The 22,494-nt window shown below is 62.8% G+C and carries 23 protein-coding genes; 13 read left to right on the top strand and 10 right to left on the bottom strand.

What is annotated here, in order from left to right; genetic code table 11:
* A partial coding sequence (locus tag BEN49_RS22915; RefSeq protein ID WP_125917160.1) for a DUF3822 family protein occupies positions 1–442 on the top strand: 442 nt, incomplete at its 5' end.
* A gap of 107 nt (positions 443–549) precedes the next feature.
* A complete protein-coding gene (coaD, locus tag BEN49_RS22910; RefSeq protein ID WP_070746982.1) occupies positions 550–1,020 on the top strand; it encodes a pantetheine-phosphate adenylyltransferase in 471 nt (156 codons plus the stop codon).
* Between the two features lie 14 nt (positions 1,021–1,034).
* Here the strand turns inward: coaD and BEN49_RS22905 are convergent, their stop codons facing one another.
* Both BEN49_RS22905 and BEN49_RS22900 read right to left on the bottom strand, forming a co-directional pair.
* Entirely contained in the window at positions 1,035–1,487 is a 453-nt protein-coding gene (locus BEN49_RS22905) for a hypothetical protein (protein WP_125917158.1), read from the bottom strand.
* A gap of 36 nt (positions 1,488–1,523) precedes the next feature.
* Complete coding sequence (locus tag BEN49_RS22900; RefSeq protein ID WP_070746978.1) at positions 1,524–2,231, bottom strand: NUDIX hydrolase; 708 nt, start codon at positions 2,229–2,231, stop codon at positions 1,524–1,526.
* Positions 2,232–2,336: 105 nt separating this feature from the next.
* On the opposite strand from BEN49_RS22900, the gene BEN49_RS22895 reads away from it, so the two are divergent.
* Positions 2,337–2,846: a metallophosphoesterase family protein gene (locus BEN49_RS22895; RefSeq protein ID WP_070746976.1), complete on the top strand. Its 510-nt coding sequence runs from the start codon at positions 2,337–2,339 to the stop codon at positions 2,844–2,846.
* Positions 2,847–3,066: 220 nt separating this feature from the next.
* Here the strand turns inward: BEN49_RS22895 and BEN49_RS22890 are convergent, their stop codons facing one another.
* Positions 3,067–3,564 carry a hypothetical protein gene (locus tag BEN49_RS22890; protein WP_070746973.1) on the bottom strand — a complete coding sequence of 166 codons (498 nt, stop codon included), beginning with the start codon at positions 3,562–3,564 and terminating at the stop codon, positions 3,067–3,069.
* A gap of 180 nt (positions 3,565–3,744) precedes the next feature.
* On the opposite strand from BEN49_RS22890, the gene BEN49_RS22885 reads away from it, so the two are divergent.
* The 4 genes from BEN49_RS22885 (at position 3,745) to BEN49_RS22870 (ending at position 7,820) form a co-directional block, all read left to right on the top strand.
* On the top strand, positions 3,745–4,794 hold the full coding sequence (locus tag BEN49_RS22885; protein WP_070746971.1) for a threonine aldolase family protein: 1,050 nt from the start codon (positions 3,745–3,747) through the stop codon (positions 4,792–4,794).
* Positions 4,795–4,909: 115 nt separating this feature from the next.
* Positions 4,910–6,277: a cation:proton antiporter gene (locus BEN49_RS22880; protein ID WP_204376190.1), complete on the top strand. Its 1,368-nt coding sequence runs from the start codon at positions 4,910–4,912 to the stop codon at positions 6,275–6,277.
* Between the two features lie 77 nt (positions 6,278–6,354).
* On the top strand, positions 6,355–7,011 hold the full coding sequence (locus BEN49_RS22875) for a metallophosphoesterase (protein WP_070746969.1): 657 nt from the start codon (positions 6,355–6,357) through the stop codon (positions 7,009–7,011).
* Between the two features lie 173 nt (positions 7,012–7,184).
* Positions 7,185–7,820 carry a DNA-3-methyladenine glycosylase family protein gene (locus BEN49_RS22870; protein ID WP_070746966.1) on the top strand — a complete coding sequence of 212 codons (636 nt, stop codon included), beginning with the start codon at positions 7,185–7,187 and terminating at the stop codon, positions 7,818–7,820.
* A 74-nt stretch (positions 7,821–7,894) separates the two neighbouring features.
* Here BEN49_RS22870 and BEN49_RS22865 read toward each other — a convergent pair whose 3' ends face one another.
* Positions 7,895–8,653 (bottom strand): glucose 1-dehydrogenase, encoded by a 759-nt coding sequence (locus BEN49_RS22865; RefSeq protein ID WP_070746964.1) that lies wholly within the window; start codon positions 8,651–8,653, stop codon positions 7,895–7,897.
* Positions 8,654–8,797: 144 nt separating this feature from the next.
* Here BEN49_RS22865 and BEN49_RS22860 point away from each other — a divergent pair, with 144 nt between their 5' ends.
* Positions 8,798–9,133 (top strand): winged helix-turn-helix transcriptional regulator, encoded by a 336-nt coding sequence (locus BEN49_RS22860; RefSeq protein ID WP_204376189.1) that lies wholly within the window; start codon positions 8,798–8,800, stop codon positions 9,131–9,133.
* 187 nt (positions 9,134–9,320) lie between these two features.
* On the opposite strand, the gene BEN49_RS22855 is transcribed toward BEN49_RS22860, so the two are convergent.
* Together BEN49_RS22855 and BEN49_RS22850 are read right to left on the bottom strand one after the other, a co-directional pair.
* Entirely contained in the window at positions 9,321–9,863 is a 543-nt protein-coding gene (locus tag BEN49_RS22855) for a 2'-5' RNA ligase family protein (RefSeq protein WP_070746962.1), read from the bottom strand.
* A gap of 51 nt (positions 9,864–9,914) precedes the next feature.
* Entirely contained in the window at positions 9,915–10,940 is a 1,026-nt protein-coding gene (locus BEN49_RS22850) for an SMP-30/gluconolactonase/LRE family protein (RefSeq protein WP_070746960.1), read from the bottom strand.
* A gap of 135 nt (positions 10,941–11,075) precedes the next feature.
* Between BEN49_RS22850 and abc-f the strand changes: the two genes are divergently transcribed.
* The gene (gene abc-f / locus BEN49_RS22845; RefSeq protein WP_070746957.1) at positions 11,076–12,986 is read left to right on the top strand and encodes a ribosomal protection-like ABC-F family protein; all 1,911 of its coding nucleotides are present in this window, start codon (positions 11,076–11,078) and stop codon (positions 12,984–12,986) included.
* A 190-nt stretch (positions 12,987–13,176) separates the two neighbouring features.
* Here the strand turns inward: abc-f and BEN49_RS26115 are convergent, their stop codons facing one another.
* From BEN49_RS26115 to BEN49_RS22835, 3 genes are all read right to left on the bottom strand, one after another.
* On the bottom strand, positions 13,177–14,016 hold the full coding sequence (locus BEN49_RS26115) for a toll/interleukin-1 receptor domain-containing protein (RefSeq protein WP_204376188.1): 840 nt from the start codon (positions 14,014–14,016) through the stop codon (positions 13,177–13,179).
* Positions 14,017–14,196: 180 nt separating this feature from the next.
* A complete protein-coding gene (locus BEN49_RS22840; protein WP_070746955.1) occupies positions 14,197–14,607 on the bottom strand; it encodes a VOC family protein in 411 nt (136 codons plus the stop codon).
* Positions 14,608–14,629: 22 nt separating this feature from the next.
* Positions 14,630–15,532, bottom strand: a complete 903-nt coding sequence (locus tag BEN49_RS22835; RefSeq protein ID WP_070746953.1) for an alpha/beta hydrolase — start codon at positions 15,530–15,532, stop codon at positions 14,630–14,632.
* 350 nt (positions 15,533–15,882) lie between these two features.
* Here BEN49_RS22835 and BEN49_RS22830 point away from each other — a divergent pair, with 350 nt between their 5' ends.
* A complete protein-coding gene (locus BEN49_RS22830; protein WP_070746951.1) occupies positions 15,883–17,214 on the top strand; it encodes a type IX secretion system plug protein in 1,332 nt (443 codons plus the stop codon).
* A 38-nt stretch (positions 17,215–17,252) separates the two neighbouring features.
* Here BEN49_RS22830 and BEN49_RS22825 read toward each other — a convergent pair whose 3' ends face one another.
* Positions 17,253–18,104, bottom strand: coding sequence for a hypothetical protein (locus BEN49_RS22825; RefSeq protein WP_070746949.1), 852 nt, complete (start codon positions 18,102–18,104; stop codon positions 17,253–17,255).
* A gap of 160 nt (positions 18,105–18,264) precedes the next feature.
* Between BEN49_RS22825 and BEN49_RS22820 the strand changes: the two genes are divergently transcribed.
* The 3 genes from BEN49_RS22820 (at position 18,265) to BEN49_RS22810 (ending at position 22,365) form a co-directional block, all read left to right on the top strand.
* Complete coding sequence (locus BEN49_RS22820) at positions 18,265–19,692, top strand: M48 family metalloprotease (RefSeq protein WP_070746947.1); 1,428 nt, start codon at positions 18,265–18,267, stop codon at positions 19,690–19,692.
* 287 nt (positions 19,693–19,979) lie between these two features.
* Positions 19,980–20,987, top strand: coding sequence for an ABC transporter transmembrane domain-containing protein (locus BEN49_RS22815; RefSeq protein ID WP_070746945.1), 1,008 nt, complete (start codon positions 19,980–19,982; stop codon positions 20,985–20,987).
* Positions 20,980–22,365 carry an HlyD family secretion protein gene (locus BEN49_RS22810; protein ID WP_070746944.1) on the top strand — a complete coding sequence of 462 codons (1,386 nt, stop codon included), beginning with the start codon at positions 20,980–20,982 and terminating at the stop codon, positions 22,363–22,365. Before BEN49_RS22815 ends, BEN49_RS22810 begins: the two co-directional genes overlap by 8 nt.
* Positions 22,366–22,494: the final 129 nt, after the last annotated feature.

Below are 22,494 nucleotides of genomic sequence, written 5' to 3'. Positions count from 1 at the left end.
CTGGCCGGCTGGCTGGCCGCCACCCACGGGCCCCAGCGGCCAGCTGCTGCACCACACCAGCGGCCTGCTGGCGGGCCTGGCGCACCAACGCGACGCCGGGGCCCCGCGCCAGCTTTACCTCTGCCTGGGGCCCCAGGAGTTGACGCTGGTGGTGCTGGGGCCCCAGCAGCTGGAGTATTGCAACGTGTTTCCCTTCGCCACCGCCGAAGACGTGCTCTACTACACCGTGCTGGTGATGCAGGAGCTGGGCCTGAACCCCGACCAGGACGAGTTGATGGTGTGGGGCGAGCTCACGCACGATTCAGCCCTGTTCACGCTGCTGCGCAACTACGTGCGCCACGTGCGCTTCGGCCCCCGGCCCTACGACCTATCCTACAGCTACCGCCTCAACGAGGTGTTCGAGCACCGCTACTTCGACCTGTTCAGCCTGCAATTCGTCTAGGTTTGATGACGGAATCTGTCGATGGATTCAGGTAAATCAAGTAGGCCGTCATGACCGCCCGATGACTTCCTCGGTAGCCTCAATTTATCACTCCTAACCCTTCGCCTGTGCCGCGCATCGCCCTTTTTCCCGGTTCGTTCGACCCGTTCACCAACGGGCACCTCGACGTGGTGCGGCGCGGCACGGCGCTGTTTGACGAGGTGATTGTGGCCATCGGCACCAATAGCAGCAAGCAGCGCTACCTGCCGCTGGAGCAGATGCTGGAGCTCATCAAAGGCGTGTTTGCCAACGAGCCGCGGGTGTCGGTGCGCACGTTTCGGGGCCTCACGGCGGTGTACGCCCGCGAGGTGGGGGCCCAGTTTCTGCTGCGCGGGCTGCGCAACACCACCGATTTTGAGTACGAAAACACCATTGCCCAGGCCAACCGCCACGTCAACCCCGGCCTGGAATCGGTGTTCCTGATTACGGCCCCGCCACTGGCGGCCATCAGCAGCACCATCATCCGCGACATTCACCGCTACGGCGGCGACGTGCGCGACTTTGTGCCCTTCCCGCTGCCGCCCGCCCCACCTTTTTAACAGCAAAAAGCTCCCTACCCGCGGGGCACGATGCGCAGGCCCACCAGCTGGGTGCTGCGGTTGAGGGCAAACACGGGCAATACTAAATAGGTGGGGGCCCCGGCCATCAGGCCGGCGCGGCGCATGAGGGCGTCTTCGTCGTTGCCCAGCACCAGCAGGTCGAGCACCTGGCGGGTGCGGGCGTCGTAGCTGGCCACCACCACCAGGCCGCGCGGCTGGAAGGCCAGCGTCGAGTCGGTCCCGGCTTGCCGCACGGGGTCCTGGAAGCCGGTGGGCAGGGCCCGGGCGGGCCCCAGCTGCCGGCGCACCTCGTCGATGGAGCGGCCCACCACGGCCGCCACGTTCACGGCCGGGGCCGCCGCCGTGCGGGCGGGCGGCACCAGCGTGCGGGCGGCGGGGCTGTCTTCGTGCTCGCGGGCCCGCGAGCAGGCCAGCTGCGCCGCAGCCGCCAGCAAGAGCAAAGGCAAAAACCTGGCTGATTGGCCCATGGCTCTAAGATACACCTATTTCCCGGCAGTAGCGGCCTCCTTCGCCGACTTGCCGCCGTTGGCCTTACCCAGGTAGTGGCGCACCACGAGGGCGATGGAGGCGTAGGAATTATCGAGCTTGGCCAGGGCCTCCTGGGGCGTCATCCAGCGCACTTCCTCGATGTATTCCTCGGCCTGGGGCTTCATCACCGAGTCGTCGAGGCACTGCATTACGTACCAGCTGGTTTTCTTCAGCATCTTGTTGCCCTTGTAGGCGTAGCTGTGCCAGGTGCTGGGCAGCTCCTCGCCAATGGCCAGCTTGATGTTGGTTTCCTCCTCCACCTCGCGCAGGGCCCCCAGCACGGTGTCTTCGTCGCTTTTGAGCTTGCCCTTGGGCAAATCCCACTTGCCGAGGCGGTAAATCATCAGCACCTGGCCGTCCTTAACCACCAGGCCGCCCGCGGCTTTGGCAATCTTGAACTGGTCCTTCAGGTGCTGGATGAGCATGCCCTTCTTGCGCACCAGCATGGTGAGGGAGGTCAGCTTTTTGAGCTTTTTCACCTCCATCAGCCGCAGCAGGCGGTCGAGGAACGCGGCCGTGGCGTCGCGCACCAGCACGTCGCCCACCAGGTCTTTCGACGTGAACTCCTGTTCGGGGCCCAGCACCAGGTCGTACTTATGTTTGTACACTTTCTCGCTTAGTTTCTTGATAACCAGCGGAATATCGTTGATGAAGAGATTCATCGGAGCAAAGGTCGGGGAATGGATGGGCCACCGGGCCCCGCAGGGCCCGCCCCGCAAGATACGGGCCCGCGCCGCTTTGGATAAGCCGGGCCCCATCTTTGCCGCATGAAACGCATCGGCCTGCTCTCCGACACCCACGGCTATTTCGATGAGCGCATCGCGCACCACCTGCGCGGCTGCGACGAGATTTGGCACGCCGGCGACTTCGGCACCGCCGCCGTGGTGGGGGCCCTGGCGGCCCTGGCGCCGGTGTTCCGGGGCGTGTACGGCAACATCGACGGGGCCGACGTGCGCCGCACCGAGCCCTTGGTGCAGGATTTTGTGGTCGAGGGCCTGCGCGTGCTCATCACCCACATCGGCGGCTACCCGGGCCACTACGCCCCGGCGGCCCGCCCCCTGCTCGACGCGGCCCGGCCCGGCCTATTCGTGACCGGCCACTCGCACATCCTGCGCGTGGTGCCCGATAAAGGCCGCGGCCTGCTGCACCTCAACCCCGGCGCGGCCGGCCGCCACGGCTTCCACCAGGTGCGCACGCTGCTGCGCTTCGGCATCGCGGCCGGCAAAGTGGTGGACCTGCAAGCCGTGGAGCTGGGCAAGCGCGGGGCCCTGGAGTAGCGCGGGCGGAGGCTTGGGCCCGGCAGGGGCCCCAAGCGCCGCCCTCATACGTCGTGCTGAACACAGTGAAGCATCTTTCCCGCGCAACTAATCAGCTTTAGCTTGGGGGCATGCTACGGTCAGCATAACGTGCTAAATCGCGAAATGTTAAAACGCAAAAAGCGCCTTCCCCGCGTGGGGAAGGCGCTTTTCAACTAGGGCAGCTGCTTGGCTTGGCGCCTTACAGGGAGATTTCGGGCTTGGGGTGCGTGCCTTCCTGGCCATCGGCGTTCACGGGCTTGGTCACGGCGTCGGCACTGTCGAAATCGGCGGCGTTCTCAGCGGTTTTGTCGGCAGCCGGAGCTTCAGCAGCGGGAGCGTCGGCGCCCACGGCGTGCTTCACGGTGTCTACCACGTTATCTACCACTTCCTTGGCCTTTTCTACCACGGCCGAGTGCGATACGGCATCCACGACGTCGCTCACGGCGTGCTTGGCTTTGTCCACCAGCGACTCGCTTTTGTCAGATTCAGCAGCTGGAGCGGCCTTGTCCTCTTTGGCGGCTTTGGGGGCCTCAGCGGCCGGGGCAGCAGCTTCCGGCGTGGCGAAGCGGCTCTTCAGCTCGTCCAGGTCCACGTTTTTCAGCACGGGGGTACGGAGCAGGTTTTTGATGATACGCTGCTTGTTATTGGCGCGGGCAATGTTTTTGCGGTGCTTGCGCTTGAGGCGGGTAACGGACATGGTGCCGGGCGGTTAAGGTCTTATTGCTTAGGAAATGGAGGGCAAAAGTACGGTTTTAATTCGGAAAGTAAAAACGAGGAGGCATTTAACGGGTTTTGGGCCCACCCCGGGGCCCCACGGGCTACTTTTGCAGCGGGCCGCCCCTGGCCCAATGCCCCGTTTTTTCCCGCTGCTCCCGCCATGCCCGCCCCTGCCCTACCCCTCGTCGATCTGCGCTCCGACACCGTAACGCGCCCCACGCCGGCCATGCTGGCGGCCATGTTTGGGGCCCCCGTGGGCGACGACGTGTACGAGGAAGACCCCACCGTGGCGCGCCTCGAAGCTGCCACCGCCGCCCGCTTCGGCCTGGAGGCCGGCCTGTTCTGCCCCTCGGGCACCATGACCAACCAGCTGGCCATCAAGGCCCACACCGAGCCGCTGAGCGAAGTTATCTGCGAGCAAACGGCCCACGTGTACCTGTGGGAAGTGGGCGGCATCGCCTTTCACTCGGGGGCCAGCGTGGCGCTGCTGCCCGGCGAGCGGGGCCGCGTCACGGCCGCGCAGGTGGAGGCGGCCATCCGGCCCGCCAACATCCACTACCCCACCACGCGCCTTATCTGCCTGGAGAATACCCACAACCGCGGCGGCGGCAGCTGCTACGCCTGGCCCGAGCTGGTGGCCATTGCCGAGGTGGCGCGCCGCCACCAGCTGCCGCTGCACCTCGACGGGGCCCGCATCTTCAACGCCACCGTGGCCACCGGCCAGCGCACCGAGGACTACGGCCAGCTGTTCGACTCCATTTCGGTGTGCCTGAGCAAGGGCCTGGGGGCCCCGGTGGGCTCGGTGCTGCTGGGCTCGGCAGCCTTCATCCAGAAGTGCAAGCGGCTGCGCAAAGCCTTCGGTGGCGGGTGGCGGCAGGCCGGCTACCTGGCCGCCGCGGGCCTGTATGCGCTGGAAAACAACGTGGCCCGCCTGGCCGACGACCACGCCCGGGCCGCCCGCCTCGCCGGGGCCCTGGCCCGCCAGCCCTACGTGGCCGAGGTGCTGGCCCCGGAAACCAACCTCGTCATCTTCCGCCTGCACGAGACACTGCCCACCGCCGCCTTCCTGGCCCACCTGGCGGCCCAAGGCATCAAGGCCAGCGAGTTTGGGCCCCAGTGGGTGCGCTTCGTCACGCACCTCGACGTGGACGACGCCGGCCTGGCCCGGGTGGAAGCGGCGCTGGCAATGAGTGAATTGGTGAATGAGTGAATTGGTGAATGAGTGAATCGGTGAAGGGACAAAGGCCTCGGCAATTGCGTCCTTCATCAACCACTCCTGCACGAACCCACCAACTCGCCAAATCACCCCTTCACCAACTCACCGAATGGAACTTTACAACGCCTTAGCCCTGCTGCTGACCACGGCGGCGGCCTTTGCCTACCTCAACCAGCGCTTTCTGCGGATGCCGCCGGCCATCGGGCTGATGGTGCTGGGGCTGGCGGCCTCGCTGGCGCTGGTGGGGCTGGCGCAGCTGCACTACGCGCCAGTGCTGCGCCTGGCGCGGGTGGTGGAAAAGCTCGATTTCAGCACCCTGGTGGTGCAGGTGATGCTGGGCTTTTTGCTCTTTGCCGGGTCGCTGCACGTGGACACGCGCCGGCTGGGGGCCCTGCGCGGGCCGGTGGGCCTGATGGCCACGCTGGGCACGCTCCTGAGCGCGGGCGTGGTGAGCGGAGCCATGTACGTGCTGCTGCCGTGGTTTGGGCTGCCCACGCCGTTCATCTACTGCCTGGTGTTCGGGGCCCTCATTTCGCCTACCGACCCCGTGGCGGTGCTCAGCATCCTTACCAAGGCCAACATTGATAAAGGCCTGGAAACGAAGATTGTGGGCGAGTCGCTGTTCAACGACGGCGTGGGGCTGGTGCTGTTCGTGGTGACGCTGGAGGTGGCCACCGTGGGGCCCCAGGACTTCTCGGCGGGCCACGCCCTGGCCCTGTTTGCCCAGGAGGCCCTGGGCGGGCTGGTGCTGGGCACGGCCCTGGGCCTGGGCGGGGCCTGGCTGCTGCGCAGCATCAACCACTACCAAACGGAGGTGCTCATTACCCTTGGGCTGGTGGCCGGCGGCACGGCCTTGGCCACGGCCCTACACACCTCGGGGCCCCTGGCCATGGTGATGGCCGGCCTGCTGGTGGGCCACCTCAGCCGCACCCGCGACGTGCTCTCGGATGCGTCGCAGGACTACGTGGACAAGTTTTGGGAGCTGCTCGACGAGGTACTGAACGCGCTGCTGTTCGTGCTGATGGGCCTGGAGGCGCTGGTGCTGCACATCAGCACGCCCACGCTGCTGGCCGGGCTGGCGGCAGTGGTGGTGGTGCTGGCGGCGCGGGCCGTGGCGGTGTTCGTGCCGCTGCGCGTGCTGAGCATCGGCGCGGCCTTTCCCGAAAACGGCGGCAGCTTTCCGGTGCTGGTCTGGGGGGGGGCTGCGCGGGGGCCTCTCGGTGGCGCTGGCCCTGAGCCTGCCCGCCGCCCTGCCGCGCGAGCTGCTGGTGGGCCTCACCTACGTGGTGGTGGTGTTCAGCATCGTGGGCCAGGGCCTCACCATCGAGCCGCTGGTGCGGCGGCTGGGGCTGAGCAAGGACCCGGCCCCGGCCGACCACTAAAGGGCTATCTGGATAGAACGTTGTCATTCCGACGAAGGAGGAATCTGGAAAGACCGGTGAAGGAGCGTCCTCAGATTCCTCCTTCGTCGGAATGACAAGTTTCCGCCCTGTTTGAACGGGCCACTGAGCGCGGGGCCCGGTCGTTTTTTCTTTTTTGCCGTTAGAAACCCGCATGAATTTATTTGTCATTGGCGATGTGCACGGGTGCTTCCACACGTTCAGCGCCCTGCTGCGGCACTGGCGGCCGGCCACCGAGCGCCTCGTGCAGGTGGGCGACCTGGTGGACCGCGGCACCGACAGCCCCGGCGTAGTGGAGCTGGCCCGCCAGCTCCAGCAGCACGACCCGGAAAACGCTGTTTTCATCATGGGCAACCACGATTGGGGCATGGCCCAGCACCTGGGGCCCACCGGGGCGCTGCCCGAGTGGCTGAGCTGGGGCGGGCGCGACACCCTGCACCAGTACCAGACCCAGCACCCGGCCTGGCTGGGGCCCCACACGGCCTGGCTGGCCGAGCGGCCCTACTTCTGGGAGAGCAATCATCTGCTGATTTCGCACGCCGGCCGGGCCGACACGGCCTTCCCCTTCGACCCCAGCAACTCCGACGGCTCGCTCTGGCGCCGGGGCCCCCTCCTAAACCTGGGCAAGCTGCAAGTGGTGGGCCACACCCCCACCGCCGACGGCCACCCCCGCTTCGACCCCGCCGCCCAGGCGCTGTACATCGACACGGGGGCCTACCGCGGGCAGGCCCTCACCGGCGTGCGCCTGAGCGAAACGGGCGAGGTACTGGAAATCATCTCCCTGCCCACCGACCCGCGCGATTTGTCCTAAGCCCGGGAGCAATTTTGGGGCCCTGGGGTTTGCCCAGGGCCCTAAACTGTCATGCTGAACGCAGCCGAAGCATCTCTCCCGCGGCAGTACTTGGTTACTCAGCGGGAGAGATGCTTCGGCTGCGCTCAGCATGACCGCTTCTTATCTAGCCAGCCAATTACAGGCCCCTAACCATGTCCCAAACCGCCGCCCTCCAGCACCTCAGCGCCGCCGATGCGGTGCTGGCCGCCCTCATTGCCCAGGGCCCCGCCATTGCGCCCCGTGCCCACGAAGACCTGTACCTGGCCCTGCTGCGGGCCATCGTCAGCCAGCAGATTTCCACCAAGGCGGCGGCGGCCATCTGGGGGCGGTTCACGGCGCTGTTTCGGCCCGAGGGCTACCCCGAGCCGCGCATCTTGCTGGAAATGAGCGAGGACGACTTGCGCCAGGTGGGCCTCTCGCGCCAGAAAGCCGGGTACCTCCACGCCATTGCCGCGTACAACGAGCGCGGCCTGCTCGACTACGAGCACCTCACCAGCCTCTCGGAGGAGGCTTTCACCCAGCACCTGACTGCTATTAAAGGCGTGGGGCGCTGGACGGCCCAGATGCTGCAAATGTTCGCCCTCGACCAGCCCGACGTGTTTGCCGAAGGCGACCTGGGCATCCAGAACGCCATGCGCCGCCACTACGGCCTCGAAACCACCGGCCGGGCCCTGCAAAAAGAGATGGTGGCCCTGGCCGAAGCCTGGCGCCCCTACCGCACCCTGGCCTGCAAATACCTCTGGCAGAGCCTCGACCAGAAAACCGAGCTGGAACCGCTGACGGTTTAACCATGCGTTGGCAGCCCGCAAAAAGCCCGCGTTTCTTTGGTAAGAAACGCGGGCTTTTTGCGTGGCGGGCCGACTCAGACCTGCGCCATGCCGCCGTCGACGAATAGCTCGACGCCGGTTACGTAGCTGCTGTCGTCGGAGGCCAGAAACACCACGGCTTTGGCAATTTCGTCGGCCTCGCCGAGGCGGCCCATCGGCACACCGGTCACCATCTGCGCCTTGAACTGCTTGGCCTGCTCGGGCGTGCCGGCCACGTTGTTGAGGCCGGGCGTTTCGATGGGCCCGGGGCTGATGGCGTTCACCCGGATGCGGCGCGCCCGGAGGTCGGTGGTCCAGGTGCGGGCCAGCGAGCGGATGGCGGCCTTGGTAGCGCTGTAGATGCTGCTGCTCTCCGTGCCCTTCGAGGCCACGATGGAGGCCATCACGATGATGGCGGCGCCGTCGGGCAGCAGGGGCAGCGCCTTCTGCACCGTGAAGACGGTGCCCTTCACGTTGATGTCGAACTGCTTGTCGTAGTGCGCTTCCGTCACCGCCTCCAGGGGCAGAAACTCGGCGATGCCCGCGTTGGCAAACACCACGTCGAGGTGCCCTTTCTGTTCTTTGATAACGGCAAAGAGATGGTCGAGGTCGGCGAGGTTGCTCACGTCGCCGCGCACGCCGAACGCACTGGGGCCCAGCAGCTGCAAGGCCGCGTCCAGCTCGGCCTGCCGCCGGCCGGTGATGAAGACGTAGGCTCCTTCGGCCACAAAGCGCTGCGCCGTGGCCAGGCCGATGCCCGTCGTGCCGCCCGTGACGAGCGCTACTTTACCGGCGAGTTTTTGAGAATTTTCCATGGAGATAATGAGGTGTTTTAAATTGGTTTCACAAAGGAACTAATGAAAGTCTCTTTTGGTAACCAATAGGCAGGTAATTCCCCCAGAAAGTAGTTACCTGTTCGTAACCAACACCCCCGTCCCTTACTTTTGCCCGCCACCGCCATGAAAGACCACGCCTTTTGCACCTCCTCCTGCTCCATGACCCGCGCCATGGGCGTGGTGGGCGGCAAGTGGAAACCCATCCTCATTTTCACAATTGGGGCGAAGCGGGTGCGCTTTGGGCAGCTGGCGCACACCGTCAACTTGATTTCGCGCAAGGTGCTCACCGAGCAGCTCAAGGAGCTGGAAGAAGACGGCATCGTCATCCGCGAAGCCTTTGCCGAGCTGCCGCCCCGCGTCGAGTACCGCCTCAGCGCGCACGGGTTGGGGTTGCTGCCCATCCTGGAGCAGCTCTGCCAGTGGAACAGCGCCCGCCCACCCGCCGTGGGGGCCCCGTAGCGGCTGAGGGTTGCCTTGGTACTGGCCTAAAACGGGGTGGTCCGGCGAATTGCCCGCAGGGCTTCGTCGGGCCACTCTTGCTAAGAAAACAGCGGTTCTGGGCCATCGTAAGAGTGGCCCGACGACTGAAAAAGTCGCCGGACCACCCCGTTTTTGATTCTAAATGCTCGATTTTTAATTCAGGCAATCAGTCCCGGCCGGTCAGCTCAAGCTTTTCCACGCACTTGAATAGGCTGCCCTTCTTCTGCATGATGCCGATGTTGTTGATGTTCAGGCGCATGTTGTAGGTGCTCTCGTTCAGGAAATGCAGCACAGGGCCCAGGGTTTCGGGTGTGGTGTCGTGCAGGGCCAGCGAGAGGTGCGGCAGCCAGCGCGAGGGCGAGTTGAAGCGGTCGGTGCCCTTGCAAAGTGGCTGCGTCACGTCGAGCACCCGCTGGTGGAGGTGGTTCAGGTCGAACGAACGCAGCACGGGGATGTAAATCACCGGTTTGGGCCCCGGGAAGATGCCGATGCCGGTGGTGTAGGCCGAAAACGGCGGCGTGGTGGCCGCCACTTCGGCCAGCGAGGTGCGCAGCGTGTCGATGCTGCGCACCCCCGCCAGCATGAACGTAAAGTGCGGCGCGGGCGTGGCCTGCACGGCCTTCAGGCCAAATTTGGCTTCGAGCTTGGCAATGATTTTGTTGACCCGCTGGGCATTGCGCGGGTGCAGCATGGACGTGATGGCGAGCATTGCAGCGGGCAGAAAAGCGAACGATAACCAGGGGCCCGGGGCCCTACTTGCTTACTGGAACCGCAGCCGGGCGATGGTGAACTGGCTCACCGGCGGCTGCTGGTTGGCTTGCAGCGCGTTGAGGTTGGAGTAGAGCACGTAGCCGTCGGTGCCGGCGCGGGCCGCTAAAGTAGTAGGGTATTGCGGCGGCGTGGCGAAGGTACCGCCGAGCGCGGCGGCGCCCCAGCCGTCGGTGGTGGTGAGGCGCTGCACCTTGGCCTGGGCGTTGGTGCTCACTTGCAGCGTGTTGTTGTCTTGCAGGCGCAGGCCGTCGGCCCCGGTCAGGTCCAGGCCGGTGGTCGTCACGCGGGTGAAAGCCGTCGGGTCGCTGAGCGGTATTTTGAACAGGGCCCCCACGTCGGACCTGGCCACCAGCAGGTAGCCATCGGGGTGGTACACAATGCCGTTGAGGCCGAACGTGCCGGCCGGGGCCACGAACTGGGGGTTGTTGAGCAGCACCGTGGCATTGCCTTGCAGGTCCACCTTGTAGATGATGGGCGCGAAGCTATCGGTCACGTAGGCGTTGCCCTGGGCGTCCACGGCAATGTCGTTGGCAAAGTGGTTGAGGGTGGGCAACAGGGCCCCCAGGTCCACGGCGCGCACCAGCTGGCCATTGTCGCGGTTGAAGATGGCCAGGCGCGCCAGCTTGCGCAGCGTAGCCGGGGTGCTGCGAGCGGTGTTGTAGCCGGGGTCCGACACGGCCACCAGCAGGCGGTTCCGGCTGCCGTCGAGGTACAGGCCGACGCTCGAAACCAGGGCGGCGTCGGTGGCGAATTCGGTGTAGGTACCGTTGTCCGTCACGGCGCCCACGGTGCCCGCCGTTTCGGAGCTCACCAGAAAGCGGCTGCCGGCGGCGTCGTACTGCAAGCCCTCGGGGTAGAGGGCGGCCTTGGTGACGACCACCGTTTCGGGGGCTTCGGGCGGGGCAATCGGAATGTCGTTTTTGGAGCAGGCGGCCAAAGCCAGTAGGCCGGCCAGCGGGGCCAGGCGGCGGGCCGGGGCCCTAAATGGAGCAAAAAGGGACGAGCGAACGGGCATGAATCGGGAATGAATGCAACGGTAACTGGGTTGCCATACGCCCCGGCGCGGGGCGCGGTTGTGCGGCCGGGGCCCCGGCGCGGCACCGGCCGGGCCCCGCGTGCCGTACCTTTGCCCTTCAATACGCCGCACCCGATGATTTCCATTTCCGACCTCGACTTTCACTTCGGCTCCCGTACGCTGTACGACAACGCTAGCCTGCACATCAAGCCCAAAGACAAAATTGGCCTCATCGGCCTCAACGGCACGGGCAAATCCACGCTGCTGCGGCTGCTGGTGGGCGAGTACAAGGCCGACGGCGGCAGCATTTCGATGAGCAAGGAAGTGAGCCTGGGCTTTCTCAACCAGGACCTGCTGAGCTACGACACGCACGAGAGCATCCTGCACGTGGCCATGCAGGCCTTCGAGGAGGCACTGCGCTTACAGGACGAGATTGAGGCGATTCTGGTGAAGTTTGAAACCGACTACACCGACGATTTGGTGGAGAAGCTGGCCGCCTTGCAGGAGCGGTTTGAGGCCCTGGGCGGCTACACCATGCAGTCGCGCGCCGAGGAAATATTGGAGGGCCTGGGCTTCGGCACCGAGGAGCTGCCCAAGCCACTGAAGTCGTTTTCGGGCGGCTGGCGCATGCGCGTGATGCTAGCCAAAATCCTGCTCCAGCAGCCTTCGCTGCTGCTGCTCGACGAACCCACCAACCACTTGGACCTGCCCAGCATCAAGTGGATTGAGAACTACCTGGCCGACTACGAGGGCGCCGTCATCATCGTCAGCCACGACCGCGAATTCCTCGACCGCACCACCAACACCACCGTGGAAGTGACCGGCGGCAAGCTGGTGCCCTACGCCGGCAACTACTCCTATTACTTAGAAGAAAAGGAGGAGCGCAACCTCATCCAGAAGGGCGCTTTCGAGAACCAGCAGTCGCAGATCCGGGCCGCCGAGCGGTTCATCGAGCGCTTCAAGGCCAAGGCCAGCAAGGCCAAGCAGGCCCAAAGCCGCGTGAAGGCGCTGGACAAGTTGGAGCGCATTGAGGACGTGGCCAGCGACGCGGCCAAGGTCAACATCAAGTTTCAGTTCAAGGTGGAGCCCGGCCGGCACATCCTGCGCATGGAGCACGTGACGAAGAAGTACGACGAAAAGCTAATTTTCCGCGACACGAACGTGCACATCGAGCGGGGCGACAAAATCGCGCTCATCGGCGCCAACGGCAAGGGCAAATCGACGCTCATGCGCCTAGTGGCCGGCTCGGAGGCCCCCACCGCGGGCAAGCACCAGCTGGGCCACAACGTGATTATGTCGTTTTTCGCCCAGCACCAGCTGGAGTCGCTGACGCTCGACAACGAGATTATCCAGGAGATGAGCGAGGCCGGCTCGAAGCGCAACGACATGGAGCTGCGCTCGGTACTGGGCTCGTTCCTGTTCACGGGCGACCAGGTATTCAAGAAAATCAAGGTGCTGAGCGGCGGCGAGAAAAGCCGCGTGGCCCTGGCCAAAACCCTGATTTCGGAAGCCAACTTCCTGCTGCTCGACGAACCAACCAACCATCTGGACATGGTGTCGGTGAACATCCTGATTCAGGCCCTGGAGCAGTACCAGGGCACGTTCATCGTCATCAGCCACGACCGGTTTTTCGTGGAGAACGTGGCCACCAAAATCTGGTACATCGAGGACTTCCAGCTGAAGGAGTACCCCGGCACCTACGCCGAGTACGAGCAGTGGCAGGAAGACCGCGAGAAGGCCGCCAAGAAAGCCGGCCTGCCCAGCCCCAGCGCCCCCAAGCCCCAGCCCAAGGAGGAGAAAAAGGTTGAGGCTGCCCCCGCCAAAACCGCCTCGCCCGACCAGAAAAAGGCGTTGAAAGAATTGGCCGAAGTAGAAGCCAAAATCGACACCCTGGAAAAGGAATTAGCCGGCTACGAAAAGGAGCTGGCCGACCCCAAAATCTACCAAAACACCGCGATGCTCAAAGACGCCACGGTGAAATTCGAGCAGGTGAAGAAGGAACTGGGACGCATGAACGACCGCTGGGAAATGCTGGCGGAGATGTAATTACGGGTAGCTATTAAAGTTGAAAGCCTCTCTCGGAGCCATTGCTTCGGGGGAGGCTTTTTCAGTAAAAAAACTAATATGCTTATGAGGTTACAGTATTTAAAAAGATCTATTTTAATCAACTACGATAGCGAATAATTAATTTTAATTAAATAATTATTTCTCCTACCACAATTTTACAAATTCATCATTAGCTGTTGGGTTTCTTTTTCATTAAAGCAGCCTTTGATGCCAGAAGTGAAAGGGCAGCTCCCGTACTATTCGCTTTTATCAAAAGATCTTGAGCATTTCGAACAACATGATTTCCTAGTTTATACCCGCGACCAGGCCAAGCAACAATACCAGGACGACTTATGATAACTAACGGTTGGCAACCATTTTTACAAGTATAAATTGTATCGTCATTATCTAAAGACACTACTGAATCAGACAAGTTCTGCTTTATTTGACATGTTGGGCATTGAGTAGTAAAATCTTTGTCTTTAAGTGGAACCCCATTCGCATCAATGTACTGTTTAGCAAATACTTCTTCAAGGTAGGTTATACTGTAGCTAATATTATTATCTTTATTATATTTATATATTTTTTTTGTTATTAAATCAATAATCTCTTCAATATCAGTTTTTTTGTAGTCAATATATCCAGTAGTATTCAAAACTCCTTCTATTTCGGTTTCATCAAGACGTAGTGGAAGAATATACTCTTGATTTTCAGCAAATGCCCTAGATTGAGCAGCTTTACGTTCGTGATTAGTCCATTGCTTTTTAGCGTATGATTCTGATAGAATCATCAAATAGTATTTCGAATCATCTCTATATATTTTAATTAGGTGAGTATATAGATCTTTTCCCCAAAGATTAGCTTTTTCGTATTCGTCATAAAAAACGTTAATACCTTTCGATACTAATCTTGAAGCCAATTCTTCAGCAACTTTTCTGTCCTCGCCAGCAAAAGACATAACAATATCATATTCTTTCATAGTTTTCGCCTTGCCGTTAACATTTATATTGCCACAATCTGCAGCTTGCATAATCTACGGCAATACATCTTTTAAGTGTGAAAAAGTACAGCAAGCAAGCCCAATTAATATAATTAATGCACCTTACTACTCGCGTCTCCAGTCTTCCCGTAAGAAAGTCAATACGAGTGCATTGGGTTACGTGTATAGGGGCCCGGTCGTTTTAATGGTGGCATAGTCCGTCCCCCCGCCTCACAGAATCTGGCAAAACTCCAGCCGCTCGCCGTCGGGCCCCAGCAGGTTGAAGAACTTGCAGCCGCGGGCCCAGAAGTTCAGGAAAACGGGCTGGTCTTCAATGATAGCGAAGCCTTCGCTTTTCAGCAGGGCGTAGGTAGCGTCGATGTCGTCCACGTCGAAGGCCACGTGGTCGATGCGGCCGTCGCGGCGCTGCTTGACGCGGCTGAGTTCGGGCTCGGGCATTTGGTAGAGTTCGAGGGTGATGTCGCCGCGCTGCATCATCGACACTTGGCCCGGGGCCCCCTCGTGGTCGAAGGTAGCGTTCATGGCGCGGTGGAAACCGAGCTTTTCGTAGAAGGCCTGGGATGCTTCGATGTCGGTGATGGGCAGGCCAATGTGTTGCAGGCGGTTTATTTTCAGCTCCATAATGGGTAGGTTTTTTTGGTGTTTACAGCTTGTCCAGGAACACGAATATCTTTTCGTAGGCACTGGCTAGCTCGCTTGTGCTGGGGCTGTGCAGGCCTTCGGGCAGGAAAAGCACCGTGTTTTTGTTGGGGTCTTTTTCCAGCAGAACCACGAATTTTTCAAAGGTGCTGGCCGGAACCTGGTCGTCTTTGCCGCCGTGCCACACAAAAAACGGCGGATCGTTTTTATCGAAATAATTGATCGGTTCGTATTTCGCCACGAGTTCTTTGGGCGCGTAATCCGTGGTGGCCGGGAACAGGGCCATGCCAATCTCTTTCATGATGGGCACCTCGTTATTCATAAAAACGTGCTCTACCACGTCCAGGCCATCGACGGGCCCCGAGAAGTTTATTACGCCGGCAATTTTAATTCCGGGCGCTAATTTATTGGGGTACGCCGGGTCGTTTGCCGTCACCGCCACCATACTCGCAATGTGCGCGCCCGCCGAAAAGCCCGTGAGAATTACCCGATCTAAGTTTAGTGGATACTTTTCGCGCTGCGTTACTAGGTAATTCAAGGCGTTGGTTAAGTCTTCCGTCGCTACGGGCACGCCCCTTTTAATTCGGTAATTCAGGTTGACGATATTCATTCCCTTTTTTAAATAGGGCCGAATGTATCTTTCTTCTTTGGACTTGTCGCTGATGTAATAGCCGCCGCCGTGCAGAAAAATAACGGTGAAGTTTTTACTATTTAACTTTTTCGCTTCCCCGGAAAGGTAGATGTCCATGGTTTGCTCCTTATCGGTTCCATAAGCCACGTCTTTCGTTACTTGGTAAGTTGTTTTTATTTGCTCGTCCGTTTTATTGGCTACGGCAACCAGTTTGGGAACGCACGCGCTGAAGGCCAGCGAAATGAATAAACCGAACCCGAGAATGTTGTTGTGCATGGCGGTAATGCTGAAACTATTTAGGAAGGTGTCGAAATTGATAAGTACGTCATGCTCATCTGGCGTCCGCGCAGCTGAAGCATCTCTCCCGCGTAACTAATCATGATTGCTGCCGCAGTAGAGATGCTTCGGCTGCGCGGACGCCAGATGAGCATGACGTTCAATTATACTTTCTGAGCCGCCGCTTATGCAAGGCGGGGCACGGGACCGTGCGAATATCGGTACCGGCTGCCGATAACGGAGCTGCACGACAGGGCCCCCAGCGGACTGCCGCGGCGCCTGCGCTTCGTGGGCGGCGGGCCGGGGCCGCTGGGGGCCCTGCATCTTGCACCCGGCCGTACTTTCGCCCCATGCGCCTCCTGCCCTATCCGTTCCTGCTCCTTGCCGCGGCCTGCGTGCCACTGGGCACTCCCATCACTTCTACCTCCACGGCCCCCACCACCGTGAACCGGGCCAGCGCGGGGGCCCCAGCGGCGCCCAAGCTGCGCTACGCCGACGCAACGTACTCGGACTTCGTGCAGAGCGTGCAGTGCTACGTAGCCACGGGTGCCAACACGGCCGTTTTTCAGCCGCCGGTGGTGCCGTTGGGCCAGAGCCAGTCGCTGGCGCTGGAGTTTGACGTGCTCGGCGACCAAGCCCCGCGCCTGCTGGCCCGGCTGGTGTACTGCGACGCCAACTGGCAGCCTTCGACGCTGATTGACAACCAGTTTCTGACCGACATCAACGAGTTTCTGATTACCGACTACAAGATTGGCATCGGCGGGAAGGTGCCGTACTTCCACTACGCGCTGCGGGCCCCGGCCCTGAAGCTGAGCGGCAACTACCTGTGGGTGGTGCAGGACGGGGCGGGGGCCCCACTGCTCTCGCGCCGGCTGCTGGTGTACGAAAACCAGGTGGCAGTGAACCTGGCGCTGGGCCTGGCGCCGGGCGGCAACCAGCGCTTCACGCTCCAGCAGCTCAACTTCGCCATCAGCTACGGCGGCGTGGAGTTGGTGAACCCCGCCGCCGAAGTGCAGGTGGTGCTGCGCCAGAACTACCGCTGGGACAACGCCCACTACGGCCTGCGCCCCACCTTCGTGCGCGACGCCGAGCGCCGGCTTGATTACCAGTACTTCAACTACGAAAATACGTTTCCGGGCCTGAGCGAGTACCGCTACTTCGACACGCGCTCCATCCAAACCGTGGGCCAGAACGTGCTGCACCTCGACCTGCGCGCCCGCCCCACGGCCGTGGCCCTAGTGCCCGAAACCACCCGCGCCGACCTGGGCTACTTCCAGTACATCGACGCCAACGGCCGCCGCGTGTTCGAGAGCCGCGAGTACGGCAACGGCGCCACCAACGCCGACTACGCCGACGTGACCTTCCAACTCCGCGCCGACCAGCCTGCCCCGGGCCCCGTGTACGTGCTGGGGGCCCTCACCGACTGGCAGTTGAAGGACGCCTACCGCCTCATCTACGACGAAGCTGCCCACGTGTACACCGGCCACGCGCTACTCAAGCAGGGCTACTACAACTACAGCTACGCCGTGGCCCGCCCCGACGGCACGGCCGACGAAACCTACTTCGAAGGCAGCCACTACGAAACCGAAAACCAGTACGACCTGCTGGTGTATTACCGCCCACCGGGCACCCGCACCGACCTGCTCATCGGCTACCAGGCCACTGACGCCAACGCTAGGTAGTAGCTGGGGCCCCACGCCCGGGGCCCCAACACCCTGCCCTACTGCCCGCTGAGCTGGGCGTTTACCTTGAGGGTGAGGGGCTGGGGCCCCATGTAGCCCCCGGGCATGCGGCCGCCGCCCATGCCCCGGCCGCCGTAGCCGCCGCGGCCGCCCATGCCGCCGTAGCCGCTGTTCATGCCGTCGGCGCCCACCACGCTCATGCCGCTGCTGTTGGTGCCGCTGGGCATGGCCATGCGGTTGCTGAGCACCGTGACGCCCACCTTGGCGCGCTGGCCGCTGGCCAGGCTGGGCACCTTGCGGTAGAGCAGGCGCAGGGGCACGGCCAGCTCGTACACGATGTTGTCCTGCGCATCGAGGGCCAGGCCGAGCTTCACGCCGAGCGGCGATTGGGTGTCGGTGTAGGTGGGCTCCTTGCTGCCTTTGTAGTTGAGCAGCTCCATGTCGTGCACGTCGGCCAGGGCCTGGGCCAGGCGGGCGCGGCGGTCTTTGAGGCTCATGGGGGCGGCGGCCACGGGCTGGCCGTTGGCGTCGAGCTCGGGCTTGGCCACGGGCTCGGGGTGCAGCTTGTAGCGCACGCCAAACTGCTGCTGGTTCTGCCCCGTGCTGTCGAGCCACACCGTGAAGCCCTGCACCAGCAACCGCCCCTGCGTCATGGGGTCCGCTACTTTCAGGCGCACGTACACCGCCCGCTGGTCGTTGAGCACCGCGTACTGGAGCTTGCTGTCGGCGTCGTAGCGCAGCGAGTCGGGGCCCCAGTCGGTGCTCAGGCCGTCGATGGTGGGCGGCGTGGCGGCGAAGCGGCTGGGGTTGGCGGCCTGGGGCTGGCGGCCGCAGGCAATGAGCAGCAGCGCGGCCGGCAGGCCGGCGGCTAGGGAACGGAAGGGCGTCATGGGGCAGGGCAAAAAAGCGGAACGTGGCAAATTTACGCGCTGCGCTGCGCCCGCCGGATGTGGACTTCGTGAAGGCGGCGCAACCCTGGCACTACTTTGGCACGTTGTGGGGAGCAACGCCGCTACGGCCGCGCTAATGCTATCCGTTTTACATCCGCATATGAACCTTACTTTTCTCCGCGCCGGGGCCCTGGCCGTCCTCCTGCCGCTGGCCAGCGCCGCCCCTTCCACCCCCGGCTTGCCCACCGCCGCCACCGCCCACCCGCTGCAAGGCAACAAGCCCGACCCGGCCGTTATTGCCCAGTTTGGCCTCTACAACAACCCCGCCCTGCAAAAGCTCATCGACGCCAAGGGCCAGCAGATGGAGGCCATTTCAGACCGCCCCGGCGACTACGGTTTCACCATCGTCGATTCGCCGGTGATTAACGCCTTTGCCACGCCCGAAGGCCACGTGTACTTCACGCGCGGCATCATGGCGTATTTCAACAACGAAGCCCAATTTACCGGCGTGCTGGGCCACGAGCTGGGCCACATCACCGCCCAGCACGGCAAAAAGCAGAAGCGCAACAACACCATTGCCGGCATCGGCATGCTGCTGGGCCAGATTGCGGCCCCCCGGGTCATGCAGTCCATCGGGGGTGCGGTGCAGCAGGGCGTGGGGCTGTGGATGCTGAAGTATAGCCGCGGCGACGAGAACGAAGCCGACGGCTTGGGCGTGAAGTACTCGACCAAAATTGGCTACGACGCCAGCTACATGGCCGATTTCTTCCAAACCCTGCAACGCACCGAGGAGAAGAGCGGCGCCTCTACGCCCGACTTCCTCTCCACTCACCCCAACTCGGCCGACCGCTACACCCGCGTGAAGGCCTTGGCCACCCAGGCCAAGCAAAGTGCCGGCCGCAGCACCTTTCTGGTGAACCGCGACCAGTACCTGCGCGCCATCGAGGGCCTGCCGTTTGGCGAAGACCCGCGCCAGGGCTTTGTGGAGAACAGCGTGTTTTACCACCCCGACCTGAAGTTCCGCTTCCCGGTGCCCAGCGGCTGGAAAACCCAGAACTCGCCCGAGCAATTCCAGATGGCCGAACCCAACGGCAAGGCTTTGCTGGCCTTCCTGGGGGCCGGCACCGGCACGCTCGACGCGGCTTCGCAGGCGCTGGTGAAGCAGCTGGGCCTCACCGGGGCCCAGGCCCAGAACACCACGCTCAACGGCTTCCCGGCCGCGGTGGTGGAGGGCGACCAGGCCGCCACCCAGGAAGGGGCCGGGGCCCACGTGCGCGCCTACTTGCTGCAAGATGGCAAGTCGGTCTATGCCTTCATCGGCCTGGCGGCGGCCGCCTCGTTTGCCACCTACGCGCCGCAGTTCGACGCCGTGGCCAAGGGCTACGGCCGCCTCACCGAGGCCAGCAAGCTGAACCGCCAGCCCGAGAAAATCCACATCAAAACCGCCACCGGCACCACCACGCTCGCCGCCGCCCTGGCCGCCAACGGCATCGCCAGCGGCCGCTACGAGGAGCTGGCCATTCTCAACGGCATGAAAACCACCGACCGCCTGACTAAAGGCATGCTCTACAAAGTGGTGGGGAAATAACCGTTTAGGACCCTGAAAGCACAGCTGCTGGGGGCCCCAATTCGGCGGCGTTGCGCGAAGGCTGGCGGTGCACAACGGCTTGCTGGTCTGCCCTTCCAGGGCCGTTTATACAGTGGCGATAAATACCGAAAACGACAAACTAAAAATTTGATAATCAAATTTTTAGTTTGTCGTTTTTAATTGCAATTAATGTCGATTTAATCCTTATTTAATACCGCGCCAGTAGGCGAAGCCCGAAATTTGTAGCCTGTTAAATCCCCCGCTGGCGCCGCCGGCTTTTTCTCTGCATGGCTTCTCATTCCGCTAACCTTCCCCCGCCCACTGCCTGGCAGCGCCTGACGCGCATGCTGGACACGGAGCGGCAAACGATCAACTACATCATTTTCTACGCCGTTCTCACCGGCCTCATCAGCCTGACGCTGCCGCTGGGCACCCAGGCGGTATTCAACTTAGTATCGACGGGGGCCGTGTTCTCGTCCACGTACATCCTGATTGGCGTCGTGTTTCTGGGCGTGGTGCTGGGCGGCGTGCTGGTTATCGGGCAGATGACGCTGGTGGAGGCCATCGAGCAGCGCCTGTTTGCCAAGGCCGCCATCGAGTTTGCCTGGCGCCTGCCGCGCATCCAGCCCGCAGCCCTGGAAGGCACCGACCCGCCGGAGCTGATGAACCGTTTTTTTGACATCCTGACCATCCAGAAAAGCCTCACCAAGATCCTGATTGACTTGATGTTTGCGGGGTTTCAGGTGCTGTTCGGCGTGATTGTGCTGGCGTTTTACCACCCGGTGTTCATCGCCTTTGGCCTGCTCACCATCCTGCTGCTGGTGCTGATTTATGCCATGAACTACCGCCGGGCCCTGCGCACCAGCATCGAGGAATCGGCCTACAAGTACGAGGTGGTGGCCCTGCTGGAGCAGGTGGCCGGCGACCTGCCCGCCTACCGCCACGATGCGGCGCGGCAGCGGGCGGCGCTGGAACGTACCGACGAACTGACGGCCGCATACCTGAAGGCCCGCAACGGCCATTTCCGGGTATTGAAGCGGTACTTCACCTACGCCGTGGCGCTGCGGGCCCTGCTCACCGGGGGCCTGCTGGTGGCGGGCACGCTGTTCGTGGTGTCGCGCCAGATGACGCTGGGCCAGTTCGTGGCCGCCGAGGTGCTGATTGTGCAAATCAGCGGCTCGATTGAAAAACTGATGACCGGGATGAGCACCATCTTCGACAGCCTGACCGGCGTGGAGAAGCTGGCCGCCGTGACGGACTTGCCCCTTGTAGACAACCGCCCCGCCCATGCTTAACCTATCCAACCAAAACGTGGACCGGGAGGTGTGGGAAGACGCCCCCCGCCTGGCCCGCCCCCAGCTGCTCAACCCCGAAGGCGGCCGCCGGCTGGGCCGCGTCATGATTGTGGCGGTGCTGGCGCTCATCATCATCCTGTTTTTGCCCTGGCGCCAGACCATTGAGGGCAGCGGCACCCTCACGGCCCTCACGCCCCAAGACCGGCCCCAGAACATCCAGAACGCCATTGCCGGCCGCATCGAGCACTGGGCCGTGCGCGAGGGCCAGCTCGTGCGCCGCGGCGACACCCTGCTCACGCTCTCCGAAATCAAGGACGAGTATTTCGACCCCAACCTGCCCGAGCGCCTGGGTGAGCAGCTGGCCGCCAAGCGCGGCAACGTGGCCGCCAACGGGGCCCGCATCGCGGCCGCCAGCCGCCAGATTGTGGCTCTGCAAACCAGCTTGGTGGTGGGCCTGGCCGCCGCCCGCAACCGCGTGCAGCAGGCCCGCAACACGGTGTCGATGGATAGCGCCGACCTGGTGGCCATCACCAACGCCTACCGCATTGCCCAGAACCGGCTGGCCCGCTACGAGGCCGGTTACCAGGACGGCTTGTTTTCGCTGACGGACATCGAGGCCCGCCGCCTGAACCTGCAAAACGACTTGGCCAAGGTGGTGTCGCAGCGCAACAAGCTGGGCAGCAGCCGGCAATCCCTGGACAACAGCATCATCGCGCTGGCCGAAATTCAGGCCAAGTACCAGGAGAACCTGGCCAAAACCGAGTCCGACCGCAGCTCGGCCGTGTCGAGCCAGGCCAGCTCGGAGGGCGAGGTAGCGGCGCTGCGCAACAAGATCAGCAACGTGGCCGTGCGCCGGGGCCTCTACATTGTGCGGGCCCCGCAAACCGGCTACCTGGTGCGCACCCTCAAGGCGGGCATCGGCGAAACCATTAAGGAGGGCGAGTCCATTGCCACGCTCCAGCCCGAGGCCCCGGTGCTGGCTGCCGAGATGTACGTGCGCGCCATGGACGTGCCGCTCATCCAGCGGGGCCGGCTGGTGCGGCTGCAATTTGACGGCTGGCCGGCCATTCAGTTCTCGGGCTGGCCGTCGGTGGCGGTGGGCACGTTCGGCGGCACCGTGTCGGTGATTGACGTGGTGAGCAGCACCAACGGCCGCTACCGGCTGCTGGTGCGCCCCGTGCAAACCCAGGCCGGCGACCAGCCCTGGCCGGCGCAGCTGCGCCTGGGCTCGGGCGTGTACGGCTGGGTGATTCTGGACACCGTGCCCGTGTGGTACGAAATCTGGCGGCAGCTCAACGGCTTCCCCCCTACCCTGACCACCGCGCCCGACGGTTCGCCCATCAAGGCCGGTGATAAAGGAGAGGGCAGCAAGTCATGAGCATGATGCAGAAATCAGCCAGGAACACGCTGGGGGCCCTAGCGTGCGGGGCCCTGCTGCTGACGCTGGGGCCCCTGGGCCTGCGGGCGCAGGGGCCTGCCGCCGGTCGGGGCAAGGGCCCCCGGGGCC

Origin of the sequence: Hymenobacter coccineus (genome assembly GCF_001816125.1) — a bacterium.
Taxonomy (GTDB): domain Bacteria; phylum Bacteroidota; class Bacteroidia; order Cytophagales; family Hymenobacteraceae; genus Hymenobacter; species Hymenobacter coccineus.
This window is presented reverse-complemented; position numbering and strand designations above follow the sequence as displayed.

Excerpts from the sequence above, each read along its gene's own strand:
- BEN49_RS22820 (WP_070746947.1), top strand. The coding sequence starts at position 18,265 with ATGAACCTTACTTTTCTCCGCGCCGGGGCCCTGGCCGTCCTCCTGCCG.
- BEN49_RS22865 (WP_070746964.1), bottom strand. The coding sequence starts at position 8,653 with ATGGAAAATTCTCAAAAACTCGCCGGTAAAGTAGCGCTCGTCACGGGC.
- BEN49_RS22840 (WP_070746955.1), bottom strand. The coding sequence starts at position 14,607 with ATGGAGCTGAAAATAAACCGCCTGCAACACATTGGCCTGCCCATCACC.
- BEN49_RS22870 (WP_070746966.1), top strand. The coding sequence starts at position 7,185 with ATGTCCCAAACCGCCGCCCTCCAGCACCTCAGCGCCGCCGATGCGGTG.
- BEN49_RS22850 (WP_070746960.1), bottom strand. The coding sequence starts at position 10,940 with ATGCCCGTTCGCTCGTCCCTTTTTGCTCCATTTAGGGCCCCGGCCCGC.
- BEN49_RS22895 (WP_070746976.1), top strand. The coding sequence starts at position 2,337 with ATGAAACGCATCGGCCTGCTCTCCGACACCCACGGCTATTTCGATGAG.
- BEN49_RS22875 (WP_070746969.1), top strand. The coding sequence starts at position 6,355 with ATGAATTTATTTGTCATTGGCGATGTGCACGGGTGCTTCCACACGTTC.
- BEN49_RS22835 (WP_070746953.1), bottom strand. The coding sequence starts at position 15,532 with ATGCACAACAACATTCTCGGGTTCGGTTTATTCATTTCGCTGGCCTTC.
- BEN49_RS22900 (WP_070746978.1), bottom strand. The coding sequence starts at position 2,231 with ATGAATCTCTTCATCAACGATATTCCGCTGGTTATCAAGAAACTAAGC.
- BEN49_RS22855 (WP_070746962.1), bottom strand. The coding sequence starts at position 9,863 with ATGCTCGCCATCACGTCCATGCTGCACCCGCGCAATGCCCAGCGGGTC.
- BEN49_RS22885 (WP_070746971.1), top strand. The coding sequence starts at position 3,745 with ATGCCCGCCCCTGCCCTACCCCTCGTCGATCTGCGCTCCGACACCGTA.
- BEN49_RS22810 (WP_070746944.1), top strand. The coding sequence starts at position 20,980 with ATGCTTAACCTATCCAACCAAAACGTGGACCGGGAGGTGTGGGAAGAC.
- BEN49_RS22825 (WP_070746949.1), bottom strand. The coding sequence starts at position 18,104 with ATGACGCCCTTCCGTTCCCTAGCCGCCGGCCTGCCGGCCGCGCTGCTG.
- abc-f (WP_070746957.1), top strand. The coding sequence starts at position 11,076 with ATGATTTCCATTTCCGACCTCGACTTTCACTTCGGCTCCCGTACGCTG.
- BEN49_RS26115 (WP_204376188.1), bottom strand. The coding sequence starts at position 14,016 with ATGCAAGCTGCAGATTGTGGCAATATAAATGTTAACGGCAAGGCGAAA.
- BEN49_RS22815 (WP_070746945.1), top strand. The coding sequence starts at position 19,980 with ATGGCTTCTCATTCCGCTAACCTTCCCCCGCCCACTGCCTGGCAGCGC.
- BEN49_RS22830 (WP_070746951.1), top strand. The coding sequence starts at position 15,883 with ATGCGCCTCCTGCCCTATCCGTTCCTGCTCCTTGCCGCGGCCTGCGTG.
- BEN49_RS22880 (WP_204376190.1), top strand. The coding sequence starts at position 4,910 with ATGGAACTTTACAACGCCTTAGCCCTGCTGCTGACCACGGCGGCGGCC.
- BEN49_RS22890 (WP_070746973.1), bottom strand. The coding sequence starts at position 3,564 with ATGTCCGTTACCCGCCTCAAGCGCAAGCACCGCAAAAACATTGCCCGC.
- BEN49_RS22860 (WP_204376189.1), top strand. The coding sequence starts at position 8,798 with ATGAAAGACCACGCCTTTTGCACCTCCTCCTGCTCCATGACCCGCGCC.